Source organism: Haloprofundus sp. MHR1 (assembly GCF_005155585.1).
Lineage (GTDB): Archaea > Halobacteriota > Halobacteria > Halobacteriales > Haloferacaceae > Haloprofundus > Haloprofundus halophilus.
The window spans coordinates 1,770,006-1,786,583 of sequence record NZ_CP039833.1 but is presented as its reverse complement, the minus strand read 5'-3'; the positions used below and the strand labels follow the sequence as shown (position 1 = coordinate 1,786,583).

Genomic DNA, 16,578 nt, shown 5'->3' with positions numbered 1-16,578 from the left:
TCGATACCTCTCTTTGCCGAATTTCCGTATTTCATGCGTTCTCTCCGCGTTTCTTCTGTAGTCGATACAACGAGACGGCGATGAACAGCGCCGCGGCGGCGATGCCGACCGTCTCCCACGGAACACCCGGCACCAACTCCGGTCCCAGGTGTCCCGAGAAGACGCTCACAATCGGCCACCACAGGTCGACCGAGAGGATGAACGTCGGGTCGGGAATCGACGTTACGAACGTCCACGCCCCGCCGACGATGCCGCCGAGTCCGAGCGTGATGTCTCTCTTGTTCGTCATCAGAACAACCCACCTCCGCCGGGAATCGCGTCGACGATGATGCGAAGCGTCAGCACGCCCACCGTCCACGCCGCCACGGCGAGCACAATCGTCGCGACCGTCGTCGCGACCGGCGCGCCGAGTCCAAGCTCGACGAGCCCCGACTCGAGCGGTTCGAGGAACAACCCCGGGATGCCGAGCAGCGCCTCAGACACCGGTCCGAACCCGCCGAAAACGCCGTCGACGGCCGTCTCGTACGCTGTCTCTAACGACGTGATGCCGCTGTCGAACATCGACAACAGCCACAGGAACGGCTCGACGACGACGTTGCGAACGAGCCACGTCGCGACCGTCACGAGAATGAACCCCTGCGGGTTGTTCAGCAGCGAGCGCGCGTCGCTTCCGAGGTTCCGAAGCCACGACGGTATCGACGAGTCGGAGTCGACCTCCGAACTCAGCCCGTCGCCGGTAATCGGCCCTATCGGTCCGCTGCTCATGCGTACGGCCTCCGTTCCCAGACGGCCGTCGCGAACGCCACCAACACGATGACCTCGACGGCGAGGATGAACGGTGCGATAGCGCCGGTTTCCGCCGACGCGAGGAACGCCGTTCGCCACGCCTCGACCTGCAGCGCCGCCGAGTCGCCGAGCGCGACCGTCACGAACTCCGTTAGGAAGCCCGTCAGCGCGTCGATAGCGCGGACGTTCGCCTCGAGGACGGCATTGAACAGACGGATGCCGCCCGACGCCAGCGCGACGACGAGCCCGCCGCCGAGCAGCGACGCGAGTCGTCTCCCGTCGATGCTGGTGTCGGCGCCGTCTTCGGTCACCAGGTCGTCAGCGACCTCCTGCGAGTCGTCGAAGCTCATCGCTGGTTACCCCCGCTAAAGCGGAAAGCGATGTCTTCAGACCCGGAGACGCCGCTGAACACCGTTATTCCTCCTCGCCGTCGCTGTCGTTGTCGACGAATGGGATGTTGATGCCGAGCCCTGGAACGTCGGAGTTCCGACGGTCGAGGTACTCGGTCACGATGAACACCACGCCGGTCGCGACGACCGCTGCGACCCACGGCAGGAACGGACCGAGTTCCGCGAACGCCGACGTCGCGAACGAGTTCCCGCCCACGACGAACGACTGCGAGATGTAGTTCGCCGGGTCCGTCGTGAACGCCGAGATGAACGCCGTCCCGCCCTCGGTGAACGCGTCGAACAACGACGCAACGAGGTTGAACGCCGCCTCTGAGACGGCGATGATGCCGCCGAAGACAGCGAGCACGAGCCCGCCGGCCGACCCGACGACAGAGTCGTCGAACCCGCCGAGACGGTCCGACTCGCGGATGTACGTCAGCGAGCTGCTGAGTCGCGGCTCGTCTCCCGACGATGACATCGTTACTCTCCTCCCACCGCGCTCGAGGCGCGCCGTCGCAGCACCGCGACGATGCCGACGAGCGCCGCGACCGCCGAGCCGATCCAGCTGCCGATCGTGCCGAAGATGCCGCCGCCGTCACCGCCGCCCCAGAAGCCACCGGAGCTTTCGCTCGGCTCCTGCTGCAGCGTGTTGAACTCGTTCTGGTTCAGTCGAAGCTCGTACTTCAACACCGAGTTGTCGCCCGACTGCACCGTCGAGTCGACCGAGAGCGTCTCGCCCTGTTCACTGTACGAGTCGGTGATGTCCGCGAAGTTCGACGAGTCGATGTCCTCGAACCCCTCGTTTCCGACGTCCTCAGCGTACTGAACCGCCATGTAGCGATCCGAGCCGAGCGTTTGGTTGTCTCTGTACTCGACGTTCGAGAACGAGAGGTCGTAAGCGTCCGGCAGGCCGTTGCGGACGTACAGCGTCGCCGTGCCGTAGTAGCCGGGGTAGTTGTTGTTCTCGTCGACCTCGAACTCAGCGGAGACGTCGTCGCTGCTGACGTCCTCCGCGCGCTGCTCGACCGGTATCGTGAGGCCGTGAATAATCGCGCTCGAGAACGATTCGTCGAGCGAGCTGAGCGACTCGACCGAAATCGGACCGGACTCGGTGACCTCGTAAATCGTCTCCGTCTCCCACTCGTCGTCGCTGGTTTCGACCTGCTTCTCACCGAGCGTGTAGCGCGACATCTTGTCGATGTTCAGCGCCGAAATCGAGACGTCCGAGTCGGCATCGTGCGCGACGATGCGGACCTCGTGGATGTCGTTGAACTCGCCGTCACCGCTGCCCTCGGTAGGCATGTCGCCGAGGCGCTCCTGGAAGAACCAGCCTTCGCCAATGCCGTCGGCGACGATGCCGTCGTTGCTCGCGTTCGCCGAGCCGTTCAGCGTCGCGACCTTCTTGTCGCCGTTCGCGTCGACGACCTCGATGTCAACCGTCCCGTCGAGCTGCGCGACGTCGAGGCCGACCTGCAGGAAGCGCTTGTTCTCGTCGGAGGTGATCTCCGCGTTGTGCACCGTCAGGTCAAACGTCGCGTCCTCGCTGCTGCCGTCGGCGAGACCCGACGTCGAGAAACTCAGGGCGTCGACGCTGTCGGCCGTCTCGGTGTCAGCCACCGTCGCGCCGGCGGACGTCGACCAGTTCGCGCTGTCGAGCGCCGAGACGTTGTCACCGTTCCGCGGGAAATCGGTGAACTCGTCGGACTCGATGTCCGTCACGGTGAACGAATACGGGTTCCGGTTCGCGTCACCGGAGGTGTTCACCGTTCCGTCGATCGTCGTTACTTTGCCGTCGTCGTCTGCGTACGTGAGAGCGTCGCCGTGCGATGTCCCCCACTCCATCCGATGTTCGTCTTTCGTCAGGTCGTACGTGTAGTACGGGTTCGGCCCTTCGTCGGCCGTGTAGTTCCATGCTCCCAGCGCCGGCGTCGCCACCAGCGAGAGCACGAGTAGTGCCACTGTCAACTTCTTCAGTATGCGTCGTGAAATCATGCCAGAACACCGTTTTCAGGCCGGTGAACGCCTTTTTCGTTCGTCAATTCGTCCCGAGGCTGCCACGTGTCGCGTAGTTCGCGGACGTACGCCGCGAATGCGTCCGACATCTCGAGGCCGAGTGGTCGGTCAGTCATTGCTTGATCTCCCGGCCGCCGTCAGTCGTGACGCTCTCCGTCGCCAACGCGGTCTCTTCACGGTCGACCTCGCGGCGTGCCAGCTCGATGAGCTTCTGGGCACCGAGATAACCGCCGTACGCGAGCGTCCCGAGAAGCAAGGGAGCGACGAAGATGACCGCGACCAACGACGCCCAGTCTGCCGTCGCGAGGACGACCGCTATCGACGAGTAGCCCGATAAGTGTACGAGCGTCTCGCGAGCAGTCGTCTCGCTGCCCATCACCGATCCTCCCGAACGTTCCGCCAGTCTCGTTCGAAGTACTGTACCTCGTCGTCGTCTCCCTGTTTCTCTCGGGATGGCGTGTCTTCAGCCATAGTTCGTCTCTTTCCCGCCCGGGTGCGGGTCGGGTGTCAGCCGACCGAAAGGCCAGCTGAAAACCGCCATCATGCGCTCTTCCTAAGAAATACCGGTGACTGAGTCTTTAGCGAAGATATCCAGAAGGTTACCTGAAGAGTGCAGTGTGTTTAACCGAAGGCGGGTCACCGAATCAATAGTCATGCCATTCAGAATGTTGCGGAATCACGGCGACTCGGCTGTCGCCTGTATCGAGAAAGACTGGCTGCGACGCGACGGGCTGCTCGTCAACGGCGAAGTACCCGAAGGGAGAGAGGTTTACACCGACCGACTCGGGAAAGGCGTCTACCTCGTGCGAGCAGTCGACGGCGACGTTCCCGAACTTGAGGAGTGCGAGGTTATTCGTCGACTCGTCGCCGAGGCTGTTGTCGCCCGCGACGATCGGGGCGCAGCACCATTGGCGGACTGAGAACGTGGAGACCCGCAAATGTCCTGATACAACTGTTCTATCCTGCACTGCAACTTCGGGACGGATAGCCCACTCGGAATGACGGCGCACGCGAAGAGACACCGCAACTGAGCGACTGACTTAGCTACCAAGTCAGAGGTGTATTTAGGTAATAAACCTCCTAGGCTCCCCCAATAGGTTACTACGCTGGACTCGTCGGCGATTCTTCAATCAGTTCATCGTACTTCTGAAGAACCATTTCGAAGTACTCGTCGGTCATCATTCGTGGATTCTGGACCTGATGGAAGTCGTCAAGGACGAACTCGGTCTGCTCTCGATCGAGTCCGTAGGCGTGGAACACAGCAGCATCGAGTTCAGTACGGAGTTTCCTCCGTTGATATATTTCAATCGCTGCCTCGATTCCACCAAGACGCTCACGTATTTCTTCAAACTCGTCACCGTAGCAGTTTAGCTGTGCAGCACGGTGTGAAATGTACTCGAACCAGTCATCGCCCTCGGTGAGACGAGGCAGTTGCGACTCTCGGAATTCGTACTGGACGATATTGGTGTCTGTTTTCCTGCGCATCAAGTAATCGAACGGGATACTGTTGATCAATCCAAGGGCAACAAACAGCTCCTTATCAGTGAATTCACGGGTGTATATTCCGTGACACGGGTGTTCACTCAAATTGTCCTCCGATGGATTAATTCGATACGGGCGGGTGGTGTGAACCTTCTCGTAGCAGACGGTTCCCGGTGGAATAACAGTCGCAATGAGCGTCCGCTCATCAGTTGAACGGGCGATGTCTCGGAATACAAGCCTGTACTCAGTACAATCCAGCAAGACATCGGCTTCGGTCAGCCCCTGATCACGATGTTCTTTGAAAAGTTCATTGACGAAGCTCTTCTGTGTCCCAGTCCCGTCGAAATGGTCATAGAGTGCGCGTTTGACTCTTCCGAGGTTTTTCTCCCGAATGCGTTTCTTGGCGCTGATATTAGGGTCTGTCTCCTCCTCGACGCTCCACCGTTGAGGAGACACGATTCCGTCTCTATCTCCCAATGGCTGGTAGAGGAACTGGTTGATGTTGCGTCCCCCATACACAGGATACTCGCCTTGATCAGGGTCTTCTATGAAGCACTGCCGATCAGTCGTCTTGAGTTCATCGTAGGGGCGGAGCTTCCATGCGTCAAGATCGTCATCGATTGTGGGATGGCTGATGATCGTGTCGAGGACGCCGACCTCTTCCTTCGATTTGATTTGTGGAAAGAGACGTTCCTTTGGAGAGAATCGCTCGAAGAGAGTTCGAGGAACACGGATCGTTTCTTCATCTACATTTCGGAGGATGTCGATATCGTGTTGTTGGAAGATAGTATTGATGGATTCGGAGGTGCCTCCTGTCTCCAGGATTACTATAGCAAAACGATACCGATTATCGATATCATCAAAGATACCCTTATTCTCGAACCCAACTACATACCGGAGATTTGATTCCGTAAGGAGGTGTTCACGCAGGTCCTTGCCGGTAGTCCCGCTGAAGATTCGTCCGGGGAGTACCTGCCCCATCTGACACTCCTTGTTTCCTAGAGCGAAGATGCGCTCTAAGAAGAGCGCGGAGAGTTCCCGTTTCGTCGGGACGGTTCGGCCATCGATCTTCGGTGACTGAAGATGGTACGAGGGACTGCTCTTGAAATAGTCTGCCTGCCAGGACATCTGCTGTTGGTATTCTTCCCATCCAGCAGCAATCTCCGCGCCCTGAAGCAACTCTTCTTGTTTGGCATCGCGTTCTTGGCTCGATCGAATACGGAATTCTGGATCGTACCTCGTGAAATAATCGTGGCGGCTGGGTTGGAGTTGTTCCCACGGTGGATTTCCAACAATCGCATCGAACCCACCGTCTGCATACACTTCGGCGAATTCTAACACCCAGTGGAACGGTTCGTAGTCGCGGATCTGTTCAAGTTCAATGTCCTCAACACCCCCTTCGTGAAAATCCTGGAGGACTTTCTCGTCCAAGTCCTTCCGGTACTCCTCAAGGAGTTTTTCAGCTCGTTCTAAGTATTCCTGTGCCTCCTGCGTGTCGCTCGTCTGCTTGTGTCTCGTTATCTGGGTGATAATGTTCCCATACTTGGTCCGGACACTATCGGCACCCCATGAGGTCAGCTGTGCCTGCTCTCCACTGGAGTCCGTCTCCATAAGCTCCGTGTAGCCGATCAGACTGTTGCCCTGCCGGACGTTGAAGACGACATTTGGGAGTGCAAGTTCTGCCTCATCGTACTCGTCGACCGTAGTCGGATCTACCTCTGCAATTATCGACAACCACAACCGGAGCTTCGCTATCTCAACGGCAGGCTCAACGATGTCGACCCCGTAGACATTCTCGATGACTGTTTGCTTGTACAGCACCCAGTTCGCCGGTTCGTCAGGGTGTTTCTCGTAGAGCGCCTTCCGAATGGCAACGATCTCTTCTTGGACAGATGTAAGGAAGTGCCCACTCCCACACGCAGGATCTAATGCGCGGAAGTGATCTATGACATCCAGAAGATCCTCAATGACGTCGGCATTCGTTTCTGTGAGCGCGTCAATAAGGGCATAGACATCGTCGTAATCGGCCATCTCCTCAGTCCATCCCCACTCTTCGACCATTCGGTCGGCGAACCGATATTGAAGCGCTGGTCGGACGGTTTGTTCTGCACAGAAACTCGTAATCTCGTCAGGTGTGTAGTATGCACCCAGCTCTTTCTGTTGATTGCCTGAGTCCGTTGTAATATGGTTAATCGTCTTCTCGAAGACGTTGCCGAGCACACTCGGATCCAGGTCAGTTGGGCCACCGTCAGCTGAGAAGCTATACCGCTCTAGAAGTTCGATAATCGAGGTGAGAACGGAATCTCGAACGTCAAAATCTCGTTCATTGAATTCGCTCCCGTTCTCCTCGGTGGGTCGGAACAGCCCACCGTTCAGGTAGGGTACGTTATTGTAAAGTGAAATGTTCTTGACGCGCTCAGAGCGGTCGTTGGGACGTTCATCGAGTACCCCGAAGAACAGTGGCTCCAAGTACGTCTTATAGAAGGAGTCCGGGGTGAAGCTCTCCTCATGATCCTCTTTCAGATCCAGTAACAGCGTCTCGTCGACGAGTCGCTTGTCCTCGAGGAACTTGATGAAAATGAGCCGGTTCATTAGCCCTACCGAGAATAACCGAATATCGTCACCCGTCGCATCTTCCGGGGCGTCAATCCCATCACCGATTAACGATCGGGCAGCCGGTTCGTCTTCGCCCTCCCGGTACCCGAACACCAGTCGGACGTAGTCATCGTAAAATTCGTCGGTGATTTCCTGTTTCTTCGCCTTGATGACCTGCCCGGCTTCGCCTGCGATAGACAGATAATTATTATATTCGAATACCCGGACATACTCCGTCAGGATGTCCTGCGTCGTTTCGCTGACCCACTCGTTGAGGCTCACCTGTTGACCGGTTACATTCTCAAAAGCTGCCAGAAATACTGGCTGAAGGTCTATCTCGGCAAGGGTGTCAAAGCGGTACGTGTCCCGGTCGTATTTCACCAATATCCACCGAATACCGTCAGTTGCAATCCCGAAATCCGCCTCGAACTTGTCCTTCTCGAGCCAGCCCTTTACCTGCCCGAGACCGTGCTTCTCTTGATGAAGGGGTTTGTTTAACGGCTCGGCTTCAATGAGCAATCGGTTCGAATCGACCTTGTCAAAGTCCCGAAGTGAGACAGAGTAGTCCGCCTGCTGGCCGTACTCTGGTGAGAAGTCCCCCGCCTCAACTGAGAGTTCAGGATAATCCAGCGCTTCAAACAACGGTTCGATTACGACTCGCTGAGTAAGTGGTTCCGGATCCTCTTGTTCGGTTGTAGCGGCGGAGGTGAGCACATTTCCTCCCGGATTGCTTCGAAGCAACGCTTCGAGTTTATCATCAGAATTAATCCTGACTCGTAACTCGCGAACGATATCCTCGATCGTAGTCGCGACTCCATCAACCGATTCGCCAGTAATACCTGTCTCAAATTCCTCTAAAACAAATTCAGTGGCAGTAGTTGTGCTCATTGGAGGTTGGGAGGAGTTGATAGCTATTTCCTGATAGTCTACCTATATAAACACTGAGGATAGTGTTCTATTTCACCCTGCCTCCGTCAACTTTTCAGGAATCACAGAGACGAATAGGATGGAGTGCTGAGTTCCCTTATTAAGTCGCACAACTGACTGTCACCGGCTATGATGGACTTCCTCATCTTCCATAGCCTCTTTATTGGTGTCATGAATCGGAGCCACTGTCAGACACATATTATACGAACGTTACCTGTTCGAAATAAGTGCTCTGTATTCAGCAGGTTGTGAGCGAACTCCCCTTCCACTCTCAGTAACGGAGTGCAAGATACAGAAGGTGTATACAACACCATGAATCAGGGTAATCCGTCTGAAGGAAGAAGTCGGGAAATTCGACTGTCACGGGTATGAGTATATAATCCTATCATGAATAGTTATCAAACAATACAATAATCTAGTTCAACAATTAATTAGAAGATAGTGATATATCCTATCGGTTTAGAGAGTCATAGATATGTTCGAATGCATCGTCCTTACTGATATCTTCCCTCGGGATTTCCCTCGAGCCAAAATCTAAAGAGTCGAGTGTCTCCTCAACAAGATGGGCTTTCCTCTCGGCCAATGTCTTCCAGTTCCATTTTTTATTGAATGCATGGATAGTGGGATAGTCATCTTTTACGTCTGTGAGCTCACCTTCTCGCTTTACTTTGAGTAGTATCGACTCAATAAGATCGCTTCGGAAGTCCCGGTAAGTGATTTCGCGTGGCTGTTCGTCGTCGGCTTCTCCCCCACCTCCGTTTTCGCTATCCACTTCGCTATCATCCTCGTCTTCTATCATCTCTCGGAAAATCACCCTCTGGTCATCAGTAGTGGATTCCATCTCTTCCCAGTCTATTGAATAGAATGACTCGTGATCATTCTCTTCGACACCAAAGTATTGAAGGAAATCCGCAGCTGTGTCAAATCTTCCCTCTAATCTCTCTGGTTCGATGAGGTCCCACTCCATTGTCGGCTCTTCTTCAGCGTGGTCTGTGACCCATTGCTTGTTTTTGTCAAATATATCTGCTGTTTGATATAGGAGGATCTCCAATTCTCCATCGGATAATTCCCCTAAATCAGAGAATTCCTCAATTAGTGTCACGAACTCCTCTTCAGTCGCTTCGAGATTATCCAAATCCGCAAGGAACTCACCCATATCATCTAAATCTTTATACGAAGAAAGATAGTAGAACGCTAGCTTGAGTGAAAATGTGCTATTCTTTATTCTATTGTTTACTGTACCATTAATCAACATTCTATTTCCTGTCTCCTCGATGAATCGCTCAGTAATTCTTTCGAGGATGAGATCGTCTTCGTCGTCCAAGTCACACTGCTCAAGATCTTCAGTTGATAACCAACTCGGAAGGACACCTTCTGACTCGGCGTTCTCGTCCTCCTGGTCGTCATTTTCGGTCGAGTCATCACTATTATCGGTATCTTCCCTCTCATGACGCAGGAAGTATTCCAGCCACGCCTTCTTATCATCACTATCCGAGAGTTTCGGTGTTTGGGGAAGGATATGCTCTTCCTGTAGTTCTCCTTGCCGCAGCTTAATTGACGACTGCGTCGACCGCCGGCCTGCATCCTCGGCGTTGCGCATATTTTCGCGAGAAATCCGCAAGAGAAGTGAATGGAGGCTTGGCCACGCCGATTTGTATAAGAGAGCTTGCTCTAATTCCGCCTGAGATATCTGGTCCAGCTTGGTTGGGTGAAGAAGAAGTTCAGTGAGAAGGTCAGTGTCTACGGAGCTAAACGAATCCGATTCGGAATAACCGAGATGGGCACGAACATCATTTGGTATCTTCTTTTTGTTATAATTAACACACGAAGTGGTAAATGTAGTGTCGATGGCTGTAGCACGCGCGTTCGTCAACGAATAGCGCAGCATGATGTTTTCCGTAACATCAAGCATGGTCGCAACTACCGAAGGATCAACGTCTGAGTCCCCACTGGCTAGTTCGTTGTAAAGTAGTAACTGGAATGGAATCCATTGCTCACCGGATAGTCTCTGGAGATATTGGGATGTACGAGCGTGTAGTTCATTCAGTTCATCTGAGGAGACATCATCGTCATCTGCCTGGAAATATTGATTATCGAGTTGCTTATTCTCGGTGAGGTCAATATATCTCTGAGAGCTGTCCTCTAAATCACTTATAAACTGTTTACCTTCCTCCTCATTTTCAATCCTAGAGGACATGTAAGCACTCGGTCGTTCCGAAATGCTGAACGCATCGAGGACGCGGTTTCCAATCTCGTATTTATCATCCGGTCCCTCACTGGTGGCGATAAGATAATCAACCAGATATTCCCCGGGATTAACTGTATAATCACTGAGCAATCTATTGATTTCTTCCCAAGAATCCACTTCGTCCGCTTCAAATCCGAATTGAGCTACGATGCGAGCACGTATTTTTTCCGATACTGTTAGATTTTTCCCTGTCTCATTAAGCGATTGGAATATTTGTACTTTGGTTTCAGGTTTCACACTGGTTGTAAGTCTGACCTGTATAACCTCGAATGCGCGCATCAAGATGGTCGCGAGATTGAGCATCGTATAGATACGCTGCATGTGCTGGTCTTCATTGAGGCTAAGCACTTCGGATAAGAACCGCTCGATCGCCTCGTCGTAGTAATTCTTGGCCGTGAATAGTCTGTTGTGCGAGCCTCTATGTGCGTAGTACTTCGTATCGCTCAACTTAAGACCGAGTCTTTCGAGGTCGTCTTCATCGATAGTCTCAGTATCTTTCCCTAATTTTTCAAAAATAGTACTAATTTTGATTCCCTTTCCAGAAGGTTCACGCATCTCGTTCGCTATACTCAGAATCCTGGTTACACTATCATCGAATATGATTCTAAAGTAGTCATGGTCATGACCCCGCATCTTGATTGAGAGTTTATTAGAGCGCCCTTCAGATCCAGAATCCTCATAGATACATCGACTAATAATCTGCTTCCGCAGAAATTCTGCGAACGTTTCTTCCACATCGTCAAGATTCTCTGATTCTTTTTCTATTTTCCTCCGCAATGAATTGAGTATAATGGAAGTGGTTGCCAGCCGCTGTTGCCCGTCAATAACTTGGAATGAACTTGAAGAGCCCTCCTCTTCTGCAATATAAATGGTTCCAAGGAAACTCTCTGTCAGTGCCTCTCGTTTATTGCTTGCCGAATTAATGGTTTCAGCCTGATTGCGGAGGCTATACCAGAGCTGTTCATGATTCTCGACGTCCCATGAGTAGTCCCTCTGGAATTTCGGTATTTTAAGTATAGAATTTGTCATCAATTTTCCAAAGAACGATCTGGAGATCTTCATTAAGTCTTCATCAAGACGCTTCGCCAGGTCTCGATAATCGAGGCTCTCCAGATCTTGGATTCCATTTTCTCGAATCTCCGTCTGGAGATCAATACTGTAACTTTCGGATTCTTCGTCAGACTCGAGATCGATAATATGGCTTGCAATATCTGGAATACTCTCTTCTGACTCTGCATCTTCAGCTGACATATTTCACAAGCTCTGTTAGTTGAGCAGATGTTAAGTCTGCCGAAATTATAACAGATCCGCATGTTTTTCCGGAAAATATACTATATAAGAAAAATGAATAGCTTACGATGTATTCGATGGGTGCAAATCCCTCAACAATAGAGTCGGTTGTGTGACTGAGTTGCGCTCTCTATTCGGGAGTCAGTACACGAACTCCTCAACCACTGTTAGTAACAGAGTGCAAGACTTAGAGGGTGAGTTCAGCAAGCCACGCCCAGGGGCGAACATTGCTACTCACAGGCCTTGCTCGGCGTTGATGCCGAGTGGCGGGGCATCATGGTTCGCTGGTTGGAGCAGGAACGGGAGGTGATCGACGGGGAGCGTGAGCAGTCTGCTGCTATCGCCGGATGGGTTCACGATAGCGATGATGCCCAAGATTTAATTCAGTCGAAATGTCTTGGTTGTTATGGCGTCTGGGTCGGCTGGTGGCGAAACTACGGAGAAACTTGAGAACACGGATTATACCGTCGGTGAACTGTTTGATGGGAGCATTTTCCATATCCCCGACTATCAACGGTTCTACTCATGGGAAAAGTCCGAGTGGTCCGACCTGTGGCAAGACTTGTTCAATATCCTCGATACAGACAAGGGTCACTATTTGGGGACAGTCATCTGCAGAGCCGAGCAGCGCTCTGTCCGAACGAGAGACGATACACCGAACTATCGTGGCTATGGAATCGTCGACGGGCAACAGCGGCTCACGACACTCGTCTTACTGGTCCGTGCGATCGGATCCGTCTACGCGGATATTGACGAAACAGAATTCGCTGCAGAGGCAAGGGAACTCTATGATGCGATTCCTGCCGAGGAGCACAGGCGGCGGTTTGTTATCGATCAGAGGATTGAGGAAACCAGGAACCAGAACCAGTTCAAACTTCATCTTCAGGACGACGACGATGAGGTATTCCGAAGCGTCCTCAAGGAGGACGTCGATGAAACGGCGGTTCAAACTCCATCACAAAGGCGGCTGATTGAGGCCTTCCGATATTATCGTGAGGCGCTCGAACAGAGACAGACTGAATCCTCGCTGGAAGAGTTCCTACATGAACTCTCGGCGCTTCTTAGGACGATTCAATCGCTTCGATTGATCGTGTACACCGTCGATAAGCCCGAGGAAGCGACGCTGATATTCGAGTCAGTCAACGATCGAGGGATCGGTCTAAGTAACCTGGACAAGACGAAGAGCTTCCTGATGCATAGCGTGTATGTAGCTGACTCACCGGTAGATCCTCTTACCATCTCTATTGATACCGTCCAACAGCGATTCGGGAAGATTTATCGATGGATGCAGAACATCTCCGAGACTGAACGAGTTGCTGACCTCAGCGAGGACCAGATTCAGCGCTATCATTACATCTCGAACATCGACCGGTCTCTCAACGCCAGCTACCTCCGATCGGAAACCACACGGCGGAACAAGACGCTCCGCTCCGGCGCACCGGTCTATCTAGGCGCAATCAAGTGGCATTTTACCAACCTCCGCACCGGTAAGCGTCCCGACCTCTACGAGGACTACCCCCGAGATTGTATCGAGGAGATTGACGAATACACGGATAGCCTCAGGCGATACTACTCCCATATGGCGACGATTGGGTCTTATGGGAGTTCTGGCGACTATGACCCGGCACTTAACTGGGAGTTACAGAAAATCTTTGCCCTGGATCGGCTTGGGAACTTCTACCCGCTGTTGCTGACCGTCTGGGACGAACACGTGGATGGCGACCTCTCGCGTGATTCGCTATATGAAATCCTTCAGTTGATTGAGGTCGCTTCGTTTAGAATCTACACGACGGTCAGCCGGTCCGACACCGGCCGTGGGACGTTCTACACGCTAGCGAATGATATCGCCACTGGAGATCCGAGTGCCGACTGGATAATCGGGAAACTCAAAAAATGCATCCGGTCGAAGCAGAACGATTTCGAGGCACTGTTACGTGATCCGAAAGCCTACGAACGAATCCGGTACAAGGACCTCCGGTATCTCCTGTTTTCGTATGAGCTCTATCTCCGACATAGGGACGGCGGTGGTGGTGAAACGAGCATTCAGAAGGCCGCCGAAAACGCGGGGAACGACTACACCTTAGACCACATCTGGCCACAAGATACGAGCAAGTTACAACTTTCGGAATCAGAGGGGGAAATTCACGAGGAGACCAAACACAGTCTCGGAAATCTGACGCTGACGACTGGACCACGGAATTCCTCGTGGAAGAATCGACCCTACCACGAGAAGAAAGACCGGATTGACGAGGAAGAATCGGGGTATCTGAATTCTGATTTCACCATGACCCGAGCAATAGCGCGGAGGTACGACGAGTGGGGCCAAACCCAGATTGAGGAGCGACTCGACGATATCGTTGAATTCGCACAGAAACGATGGAGTTTGGATGCCGCTGTCCGCCGACCAAAGGCCGATATTCGACCCTCGGAGGTTGAATGACCGACTCGCGCTGTGTATTCAGCACGTCTACATCAATCTATCTCGTAGCAAGGAGTTCGACAGATTGCCGAGAGTAGTCAAAAGCTGGAACTACTTGGAAGTCTCTACGTAGAGTTCTCGATTCGCCTCGATGCTCTGAATCGTTGACCGTGCGACTCCCGTCCGTTTCGCGAGTCCCCGCTTGCTCTCGCCTTTCTCCAACTCGTCGAGTATCGACACCGCGAGGTCGTAATCGTCGCCGGCGACGAGGTAGCCCTCTGGCCCAACCTCGAAGCCGAACGGCGGTCGACCGTGCCACTTCCCGAGGTCCCGACGCGCGGCGATTCCCTCGCGAGTGTTCTGCCGCCGGATGCTCGCCTCAAGCTCGGCGAACGTCGCCGCAACCTGGAGGAACGCCCGTGTATAGGGGTCGTCTTCGTCCGGTTCGAGCGAAAGTCCCATGTCGAGGATGTGGAGGCCGACCTCCTGATCGTCGACGACGCGGTGAACCGTCGCAGAGAAGTCTCGAACTGATCGAGAGATGCGCGAGACCTCCGAGGCGACGACGCGCTCGATCGTGCCGTCGTCGACGGCGGTCATCAGATCTCGGTAGCCGGTGCGGTCGGTGTTCGTCCCAGTCGACTTGTCGGTGAAGACCTCGACGTCTGCCGGCTCGATCCCGAGGCGGTCTGTGGCGTAGTCCCACGTCAGCTGACGCTGGCGGTCAAGTGACTGGTCCTTGGTTGAGACGCGGCAGTAGAGAGCGGTTTTGCCCATGACTTTCCGGCCCCATCCGCTTGGTTATAAAATAGTGACCTTCTCGGCATCTGTGGCAGAAACGAACGTTTCTCGGCAGGGGGTTTCTACAGCACCGTTAAAAGCCTCAAATCGTGACAGAAATCGTATACTGGATAGAGAGCACGTATCGGCTAGGCGATAGACCCAGTCAGTAAGTATAGCAGAGATACTTATCGTACTACCAATCAATACTATTTCATGGGAAAGAAGAAAGTGCCGAATGAGGGAACAGTACCCTGTCTCGTTTGTAGAAAGCGCTTTGAGTATCTTATATCAGGGCACTTGGCATCGTCGAACTGTAAGTCTGGATCGCCCACAGATATCGAGTCATACCGGGACTGGGTTGCCGAAGAGTTCCAGATCGACCGTGACGACTCGATATTCGAGATAAACCAAATCCAGAAACCACAGTATTACCGTGAGCATGCGGAACGACTTGGCCTTCCAAAATAGAATTCCCACGCTACGGGCACCGTTTGGCTCAATCACTTACCTCACGACGATCTCCCCGTCGATAGAGTAGAAGGATAGGTGCTTGGTGAATACACCCTCTCTATTCAGCACGGCCTCGTCAAACTATCACTAATTGAGGGCTTCAACAGAGCCGTTTCTACAAATAGAACTGAGACAAAGGGTTGTAGTCCTATGGCTCGTCGGCGATCAGATTTCGTTGACCCGGATCGAAGTTGAGCACCAACCGTTCCTCGGTCTTGCGGGCTTTCCCTGTCTTCCCGTTCCCCATGTAGTTACGGCTCTCTTGGCCGACTACGTAGTAGTCCTCGGTACCTGCTGGCAGGTCGGAGTAGGAGAGAATGCAATCGCCTTCGAGTTCGTCGAGTACGTCGACGAGATTTTCGTGACCGACGCTGCTGTGCGGATAGTAGTCCTCGACACCGACGTACGGGGGATCACAGTAGAACACTGTCTTGGAACTGTCGTAGCGCTCAAAAACGTCCTTCCAGTCGAGGTTTTCAATGGTGACGCCGTCGAACCGCTCGGCGAATTCCGTAAGGCGTTCTCTCTTGTTGTTGAACGAGACTGCCCGGCTCTGTGTCTTCGCCGTAGCGAACCCGTTCTCGTTGTCGTACGCACCACCCCACTGCGTGTAACGGAGATAGAAGAACTGTCCAGCGCGTTCGATAGCGTCTGCTGGACGGTAGCCGTTATAGAATGCGCCCGCCCACGTGCCGTGCAGGTCACGCGAGTATGGCGTCTGGTTGAGCCACTCGATGAGCTCGTCGGAGCGGTCGCGGAGAACCTCGAAGAACTGGACGAGGTCTGCATCGAGGTCGTTGTACACCTCGACCTTGCTTCGAGGTTTGTTGACGAGAACGCCCGCTGCACCGCCGAAGACTTCGACGTAGGTACGGTGCTCGGGGAGATATTCGAGAATCCACGATGCGAGCCGAGACTTACCGCCTGGATACGGAAACACTGCTTGTGGCATTGCTCCGCCGCCTATTTTGCGCCATATTAAAGAAGTGATCCATACCCGGAGTGAAAGTAAACAAGGGTTGAAAAGCGTTCTCACTGAGCGTTCTTTTTGACACGGAGAGCGAGCTATTAGTTCTAATTCGAACGCCAATTGCGAAGTTCGTCGTTTCCTCTCTCCAGTTTGAAGTCACTTATCG

Annotated in this window: 13 protein-coding genes; 3 read left to right on the top strand and 10 right to left on the bottom strand. The window is 53.5% G+C overall.

Annotation, left to right across the window (positions count from 1 at the left end):
• Nucleotides 1–31: 31 nt before the first annotated feature.
• The 6 genes from FCF25_RS09015 to FCF25_RS08990 form a co-directional block, all read right to left on the bottom strand.
• Nucleotides 32–289: a hypothetical protein gene (locus tag FCF25_RS09015; RefSeq protein ID WP_137048301.1), complete on the bottom strand. Its 258-nt coding sequence runs from the start codon at nucleotides 287–289 to the stop codon at nucleotides 32–34.
• A complete protein-coding gene (locus FCF25_RS09010) occupies nucleotides 289–765 on the bottom strand; it encodes a hypothetical protein (protein ID WP_137048300.1) in 477 nt (158 codons plus the stop codon). Before FCF25_RS09010 ends, FCF25_RS09015 begins: the two co-directional genes overlap by 1 nt.
• The gene (locus tag FCF25_RS09005; RefSeq protein ID WP_137048298.1) at nucleotides 762–1,136 is read right to left on the bottom strand and encodes a hypothetical protein; all 375 of its coding nucleotides are present in this window, start codon (nucleotides 1,134–1,136) and stop codon (nucleotides 762–764) included. The genes FCF25_RS09010 and FCF25_RS09005 overlap by 4 nt, the downstream gene beginning before the upstream one ends.
• Before the next feature lie 64 nt (nucleotides 1,137–1,200).
• Nucleotides 1,201–1,653 carry a hypothetical protein gene (locus FCF25_RS09000; RefSeq protein WP_137048296.1) on the bottom strand — a complete coding sequence of 151 codons (453 nt, stop codon included), beginning with the start codon at nucleotides 1,651–1,653 and terminating at the stop codon, nucleotides 1,201–1,203.
• 2 nt (nucleotides 1,654–1,655) lie between these two features.
• On the bottom strand, nucleotides 1,656–3,167 hold the full coding sequence (locus FCF25_RS08995) for a hypothetical protein (protein WP_137048295.1): 1,512 nt from the start codon (nucleotides 3,165–3,167) through the stop codon (nucleotides 1,656–1,658).
• 133 nt (nucleotides 3,168–3,300) lie between these two features.
• On the bottom strand, nucleotides 3,301–3,564 hold the full coding sequence (locus tag FCF25_RS08990) for a hypothetical protein (RefSeq protein ID WP_137048293.1): 264 nt from the start codon (nucleotides 3,562–3,564) through the stop codon (nucleotides 3,301–3,303).
• Nucleotides 3,565–3,754: 190 nt separating this feature from the next.
• Between FCF25_RS08990 and FCF25_RS08985 the strand changes: the two genes are divergently transcribed.
• On the top strand, nucleotides 3,755–4,108 hold the full coding sequence (locus FCF25_RS08985; protein WP_217353066.1) for a hypothetical protein: 354 nt from the start codon (nucleotides 3,755–3,757) through the stop codon (nucleotides 4,106–4,108).
• Between the two features lie 181 nt (nucleotides 4,109–4,289).
• Here the strand turns inward: FCF25_RS08985 and FCF25_RS08980 are convergent, their stop codons facing one another.
• The gene (locus tag FCF25_RS08980; protein WP_137048291.1) at nucleotides 4,290–8,153 is read right to left on the bottom strand and encodes an Eco57I restriction-modification methylase domain-containing protein; all 3,864 of its coding nucleotides are present in this window, start codon (nucleotides 8,151–8,153) and stop codon (nucleotides 4,290–4,292) included.
• Between the two features lie 490 nt (nucleotides 8,154–8,643).
• Entirely contained in the window at nucleotides 8,644–11,691 is a 3,048-nt protein-coding gene (locus FCF25_RS08975) for a DUF262 domain-containing protein (RefSeq protein WP_137048289.1), read from the bottom strand.
• A gap of 445 nt (nucleotides 11,692–12,136) precedes the next feature.
• Between FCF25_RS08975 and FCF25_RS08970 the strand changes: the two genes are divergently transcribed.
• The gene (locus FCF25_RS08970) at nucleotides 12,137–14,170 is read left to right on the top strand and encodes a DUF262 domain-containing protein (RefSeq protein WP_137048288.1); all 2,034 of its coding nucleotides are present in this window, start codon (nucleotides 12,137–12,139) and stop codon (nucleotides 14,168–14,170) included.
• A gap of 90 nt (nucleotides 14,171–14,260) precedes the next feature.
• Here the strand turns inward: FCF25_RS08970 and FCF25_RS08965 are convergent, their stop codons facing one another.
• Nucleotides 14,261–14,926, bottom strand: a complete 666-nt coding sequence (locus FCF25_RS08965; protein WP_137048286.1) for a recombinase family protein — start codon at nucleotides 14,924–14,926, stop codon at nucleotides 14,261–14,263.
• Nucleotides 14,927–15,145: 219 nt separating this feature from the next.
• On the opposite strand from FCF25_RS08965, the gene FCF25_RS08960 reads away from it, so the two are divergent.
• Nucleotides 15,146–15,400, top strand: coding sequence for a hypothetical protein (locus tag FCF25_RS08960; protein WP_137048284.1), 255 nt, complete (start codon nucleotides 15,146–15,148; stop codon nucleotides 15,398–15,400).
• 190 nt (nucleotides 15,401–15,590) lie between these two features.
• Here the strand turns inward: FCF25_RS08960 and FCF25_RS08955 are convergent, their stop codons facing one another.
• Nucleotides 15,591–16,394: a DNA adenine methylase gene (locus tag FCF25_RS08955; protein WP_137048282.1), complete on the bottom strand. Its 804-nt coding sequence runs from the start codon at nucleotides 16,392–16,394 to the stop codon at nucleotides 15,591–15,593.
• Between the last annotated feature and the right edge of the window lie 184 nt (nucleotides 16,395–16,578).

Bases quoted from the DNA above. Each gene is read 5' to 3' on its own strand.
- FCF25_RS09010 (WP_137048300.1), bottom strand. From the start codon at position 765: ATGAGCAGCGGACCGATAGGGCCGATTACCGGCGACGGGCTGAGTTCG.
- FCF25_RS08995 (WP_137048295.1), bottom strand. From the start codon at position 3,167: ATGATTTCACGACGCATACTGAAGAAGTTGACAGTGGCACTACTCGTG.
- FCF25_RS08955 (WP_137048282.1), bottom strand. From the start codon at position 16,394: ATGCCACAAGCAGTGTTTCCGTATCCAGGCGGTAAGTCTCGGCTCGCA.
- FCF25_RS09005 (WP_137048298.1), bottom strand. From the start codon at position 1,136: ATGAGCTTCGACGACTCGCAGGAGGTCGCTGACGACCTGGTGACCGAA.
- FCF25_RS09015 (WP_137048301.1), bottom strand. From the start codon at position 289: ATGACGAACAAGAGAGACATCACGCTCGGACTCGGCGGCATCGTCGGC.
- FCF25_RS09000 (WP_137048296.1), bottom strand. From the start codon at position 1,653: ATGTCATCGTCGGGAGACGAGCCGCGACTCAGCAGCTCGCTGACGTAC.
- FCF25_RS08990 (WP_137048293.1), bottom strand. From the start codon at position 3,564: ATGGGCAGCGAGACGACTGCTCGCGAGACGCTCGTACACTTATCGGGC.
- FCF25_RS08980 (WP_137048291.1), bottom strand. From the start codon at position 8,153: ATGAGCACAACTACTGCCACTGAATTTGTTTTAGAGGAATTTGAGACA.
- FCF25_RS08975 (WP_137048289.1), bottom strand. From the start codon at position 11,691: ATGTCAGCTGAAGATGCAGAGTCAGAAGAGAGTATTCCAGATATTGCA.
- FCF25_RS08965 (WP_137048286.1), bottom strand. From the start codon at position 14,926: ATGGGCAAAACCGCTCTCTACTGCCGCGTCTCAACCAAGGACCAGTCA.
- FCF25_RS08970 (WP_137048288.1), top strand. From the start codon at position 12,137: ATGGCGTCTGGGTCGGCTGGTGGCGAAACTACGGAGAAACTTGAGAAC.
- FCF25_RS08960 (WP_137048284.1), top strand. From the start codon at position 15,146: ATGGGAAAGAAGAAAGTGCCGAATGAGGGAACAGTACCCTGTCTCGTT.